Source organism: Thioalkalivibrio sp. (genome assembly GCF_041685615.1).
GTDB lineage: Bacteria > Pseudomonadota > Gammaproteobacteria > Ectothiorhodospirales > Ectothiorhodospiraceae > Thioalkalivibrio.
Genome location: NZ_JAWLFK010000084.1, coordinates 1 through 5,270 on the forward strand (window position 1 = coordinate 1; position 5,270 = coordinate 5,270).

The 5,270-nt window shown below is 67.3% G+C and carries 3 protein-coding genes and 2 tRNA genes; all 5 read left to right on the plus strand.

What is annotated here, in order from left to right:
• Positions 1-213, plus strand: a 213-nt coding sequence (locus tag ACESLR_RS11430; RefSeq protein WP_373067477.1) for a diguanylate cyclase domain-containing protein, incomplete at its 5' end; no start/stop codon positions are given.
• 42 nt (positions 214-255) lie between these two features.
• Positions 256-331 (plus strand) — tRNA-Gly (locus tag ACESLR_RS11435).
• Positions 332-423: 92 nt separating this feature from the next.
• Positions 424-497: transfer RNA gene (locus ACESLR_RS11440), tRNA-Cys, on the plus strand.
• Between the two features lie 159 nt (positions 498-656).
• Positions 657-1,769, plus strand: a complete 1,113-nt coding sequence (locus ACESLR_RS11445) for a sensor domain-containing diguanylate cyclase (RefSeq protein ID WP_373026165.1) — start codon at positions 657-659, stop codon at positions 1,767-1,769.
• A gap of 340 nt (positions 1,770-2,109) precedes the next feature.
• Complete coding sequence (locus ACESLR_RS11450) at positions 2,110-4,557, plus strand: EAL domain-containing protein (protein WP_373026164.1); 2,448 nt, start codon at positions 2,110-2,112, stop codon at positions 4,555-4,557.
• Positions 4,558-5,270 lie beyond the last annotated feature (713 nt).

Consider the following 5,270-nt stretch of genomic DNA (forward strand, 5'->3'; position numbering starts at 1 on the left):
CTGGCCGCGCCATTCGACTGCGACGGGATCGAGGTGCATATCTCCTGCAGCATCGGGATTGCCCTGTTCCCGCTGGATGCGGCGGATGGCCCGGCCCTGTCGCGGGCCGCCGATGCGGCGATGTACGTGGCCAAGAACGCCGGGCGCAACCAGGTGGTGGTGTTCGACCGGGCGGTGCACGGTGCGGAAGCGGTTGGCTACCGTGGGTATTGACCTGACCCGAATCTGCGGTAGAATACGCGCCGTTAACGAAGAGCGGGAATAGCTCAGCTGGTAGAGCACAACCTTGCCAAGGTTGGGGTCGCGAGTTCGAATCTCGTTTCCCGCTCCAACAGATTCCTGAAACCCCGGTTCCGCCGGGGTTTTCTGTTTCGGCCCCTGGCGCTGCAAGGCGTCTTGCCGGGCCGGAATCCACCCGATACAGGCTGGGTGGCAGAGTGGTTATGCAGCGGACTGCAAATCCGTGTACGCCGGTTCGATTCCGACCCCAGCCTCCATCATGCAGTATCTGCAAAAGGCCGCCCCTGGGCGGCCTTTTGCGTTGGCGCCCATTGCTCCCGGGCCGGCAACTCGGCATGCTCGGGCACGGGTGCTCAAGGACCTGTTCCGGGCGTCGATGACGGGCCCTGGTGCAGGAGCAGAATCGGGAAGGTGGCATGCAGAAAGAGATAACCGGCCGCGCACAGGTAGATGGACAACGGCTACGGGCGCGCAAGCGGTTTGTCTATCTCGTCGCGTTGGCGGCCGGGGTCGCGATCTTCCTGCTCAGCTGGATGATCCGCACGCCGGGGGATGCCTTCCTGGCCTACCTGTATCCCCTGTTCGCGCTGATGCTGGTGGCGCTGTTCGTGGCCGTGTGGCGCGCTCCCGGCCCCTTGTCGCGTCTCGAACCGTGGATGCTGGGCCTGGTGGCGGCCATGATCCTCAGCCGTCTGGCCTGGCATTTTCATGCCGGTGGCCCGCTGGACGCGCACCTGCTGGTCCTGGCGGGCGGGCACTACTGGGCGGTGGGCATTGTCATCCTGGCCGCCTTCGTGATGCTCGAACACCGCCGGGGCCTTCGGGCCGGGCTGGCCATCCTCGTGGTCGCCACCCTGATCGCCGTGTCCGGTATCGCGGGCGAGTGGCAGCAAGGCGCGTTGTCGCGCGAGGCGGCCGTGTATCTGCTGCGCATCCATCTGTTTCTGGCGGTCTTGCTGGGGCTGGCCAGTGTCGCGACCTCCATGCGCGACACCGTAAAGGATGCGCTGGTGCGCAGCGAGGCGCTGGAACAGGCCGCGCGTACCGACCCCCTGACCGGGCTGGCCAATCGGCGAGCAGCGGAGGCAGTGCTCGAGCAGCATGCCGCTTCGGTTCGGCACGATGGGGTTCCGGTTACCGTGATCGGTCTGGATATCGATCATTTCAAGTCGGTGAACGATACCCATGGTCATGCCACCGGAGATGCCGTGATCGCGGGTGTCGCGGCGATCCTCCGGGCGTCGGTCCGCAAGCCGGATCTGGTCGCTCGATGGGGTGGCGAGGAATTCCTGATCGTGGCGCCGCACGTCGGACGCGAAGGGGGGCTGGAACTGGCGGAGCGCTGCCGGCAGGCGATCGCCCGGGAACCCATCGCCGAAGTGCCGGTGACGGCGTCGTTTGGGGTCACCACCTTCGACCCGCAGGACACCCTGGACGATGTGCTGGGGCGTGCGGACGACATGATGTACCGCGCCAAGGAGGCGGGGCGTGACCGCGTCCTGTCCGACGACGCCCTCGCTTGCGCATGACCCGTCTGCCAGCGTTCCGCGTGCCCCTGGAGAGGGTATGACGGTGGGAAACCAGACGGCGGTGGCCGTGTCCCGGGTCGGGTTTGTGTACGGGCTCGCCCGGCGCTGGATGGGCTGTGCGCCCCGCATGGTCGGGGCGGGCATGGCACTATGCGGGGGTCGGTCTAGTAGAGAGAGCGCGGTGCGCCCAGCGGAAGGACCCCAGTCGCCCAGAGCGAGGCACTCCCGGTCGAGCCCTGTACGGAGTCTGTCTACGGGCCGGGCCCCGGCTCTCGCGCTTCTCTTCGGGCTGTTCCTGGCCTGGGCCACCCCCGCCGCGGCCGCCGAGGCGGAGCTGCGCGTGGGGGTGTACGACAACCCGCCGAAAGTCAGTGTGGACGAGCATGGGGAGGCCGGCGGCCTGTTCGTGCGCCTGCTGAATGCCATCGCCCGGCGCGAGCACTGGGAGATCGAGTACGTCCCGTGCGAATGGGCCCAGTGCCTGTTGGACCTGCGCGAGGGCCGGCTGGATCTGATGCCCGATGTGGCCCTGACCGAGGTGCGCGAGGAATTCCTCGAGTTTCATCAGGTCCCGGTGGTGCAGGGTTGGAGCCAGGTGTATGCGTTCCCGCAGTCCGGCGTCAGCAGCCTGGAGGCACTCGGCGCGCGGCGGATCGCGGTGCTGGAAGGCTCCGTGCAGGAGAGCCATCTGCGTGAGCAACGGAGCCGCAACCGGGAGCTGGACTACGAGGTGCGGACCTACAGCCGTCTGCCAGCGGTGCTTGGCGCGGTACGGGAAGGCGAGACATCGGCGGCCGTCAGCAACAATTTTTACGGGCGTCAGCACGCCCGGGCCTACGGGCTGGTCGAGACGCCGGTCACCTTTGGTCTGGCGGGGCTGTACTACGCGGCGACGCCCGGGGCGCACGAGGAGCGTCTGGCGGTCATCGACGCCTATCTCGAACAATGGAAGCCACTGGCGGATTCGCCCTACCAGGAGGCCCTCGCGGCCACCCTGCTCGCGGAGGACGCGCCCGGGTTGCCGGGCTGGGCGATCTGGACGCTGCTTGCCGCGCTGGCGCTGGTCCTGCTGCTGGCGGTGATGGGCCTGGCGTTGCGCTGGCAGGTGCACCTGCGTACGCGGGAGCTGGGGGCAGCCAGCCAGCGGCTGGAACATGTGCTCGACAGCGGGCCGACGGTCATCTATCAGCTTTCCGCCGTGGATTTCCATCCCCAGTGGGTCAGCCCCAACCTGGAGCGTCTGTTCGGCATCGACCCCGTCGCCGCGATGCGCCCCGGCTGGTGGGAACAGCAGCTGCATCCGGAAGATCTCCCGGGCGCCATGCGCGAAAACCAGCGCCTGCTGGAAGACGGGGCGGTCGTCCGCGAGTTCCGGATCTTCGACGGCTGGGGCAAGCTGCGCCACGTGCGCGACGAGATGCGGCTGGTGCCGGGCCGCAGCGGCCGGGGTGAGCAGGAGATCGTCGGTAGTTGGACGGATTTGACGGACAGCGTCGAGCAGAAAGAGCAACTGCGAAAGGTTTCCCACTTCGACGCCCGTACGGGGCTGCCCAACCGGACTCTGCTGCAGGACCGCCTGGGGCATGCGGTGGAACGTGCCATGGCGGATGGCGAGGCGCGCTGGGTCGTGTTGATGGACCTCGATCGCTTCCGCAACGTGAACGAAACCCTGGGCACGGCTGCCGGGGATGCCGTGCTGCAGGGCATCGCACAACGGCTGGGCCAGACACTCTCGCCGCAGGACACCATCGCCCGCATCGGCGCCGACGAGTTCTGTCTGATCATCGAGGATCCGGGCGACCAGGGTGCCGATGCCTTCATGCAGGGGCTTCTGGACAGCCTGCGCGCTCCTTTCCATACGGCGGGTCGGACGCTGGTGCTTACGGTCAGCGCCGGCTTGGCGCGTTTCCCGGGGGATGGCCAGACCCGTGACGAGCTGCTGACCGCGGCCGAACTGGCCATGCAGGAGGCCCGCAAACAGGGTGGCGATAACTGGTGTGCCTACGCGCCGGAGATGGGCACGCTCACCGAGCACCGGTTGTTCCTCGAGAACGACCTGCGCCAGGCCATCGCCAACAACGAATTCGTGCTCCACTTTCAGCCGCAGTTCGACCTGGCCAGTGGCGCGTGTGTGGGGGTGGAAAGCCTGGTGCGCTGGAACCACCCGCGCCGGGGCATGGTGCCTCCGGCGGAGTTCATTCCCCTGGCGGAGGAGACCGGGCTGATCGTGTCGATCGACCGCTGGGTGCTCGAGGCCGCTTGTCGTCAACTCGCAGCTTGGGACGCGGCGGGCCAGACCGTTCCGATGATCGCCGTGAATCTCTCGGCCCGCGAGCTCCACGACGAGCAGCTGGTCGTGACGGTGCGCGAGAGCCTGGAACGCCACGGCATCGCGCCCGAGCGCCTGGAAGTCGAGCTGACCGAGACCATGATCATGGAGGACCCGGAGCGAGCGCTGGCCATCCTGCGTCGCCTGGACGGCCTGGGCGTGCGCCTGGCCATGGACGACTTCGGCTCTGGCTACTCCAACCTCGCGCACCTGCGCCGCCTGCCGCTGCACCGGGTCAAGGTCGACCAGTCCCTGGTGCGCGATATCGGCCGCTCCCGCCACAACGAATCCATCATCCGCGCCATCATCGCGCTGGCCGATGCCCTGGAACTGGACCTGATCGCCGAGGGTGTCGAGGAAGAACCACAGCGCGCCTTCCTGCTGCGCGAGGGCTGCGCCATCGGCCAGGGTTTCCTGCTGGGCCGCCCAGCGCCCGCCGATCAGCTGTTTCGCGACTGACAGGCGGTGTGCTCGCCGCGGCCAGGGAGGCGAACCTTTGCGCCCGGCCGCCGCAACGACCCGCCATCCTTCTGCGCCCGGCCTCCGCCGCGAAGCCCCTGCCCGAGTCGACGCCTATTCGAGGGCCTGGGCAGTGCTGCCGCCTCTGGTCGAGAACGGCATTCAAAGTGGGTGTCCCGGATTCCAGATTTCATCTCGATGATCAGGCTAGCACCCGAAACGGTGCAGGTGGTGTTCCTTGTGGATCCGAAAAAATTCCATTCAAAACGACCGTTCATGATGCAAAAGCGACCGTTCATGGAATTGGTGGCGATGTGACTGGAAATTCAGGCGGGTTCTGCTAGCTTGTGCCCCGGGGCAGGGAAGCCCCAAAAGGGTCGTCCAGGAAGGGAATCCGGGGCGGCCCTTTCTCGTTTCTCGGCCCCAGCCGCACTTGGGCCGTCCACTGCGAAGTCGCTCGCCCCAGAGTGTTACCGCATGGCCACTCATTGCGTCGCCCTCGAACCCCGGTTCTGGAATGCGCTCGCTGCGAGCCTTTGCCGGAAGGGTATCCGTGTGTCGGTGACGCCTTCTTTCGCGGCCAGGCGTGCCGTTTCCGGCGGCGTCAGGCCGCGCGACGAGGGAAGAGCTTCCGGGCTGCGGCGATCCCCCGCAAGTAGCGGGTCGGGCGCGCGTCGCGCCGGGCGGTGATGCGAGCGGGTGTTCCGATCACG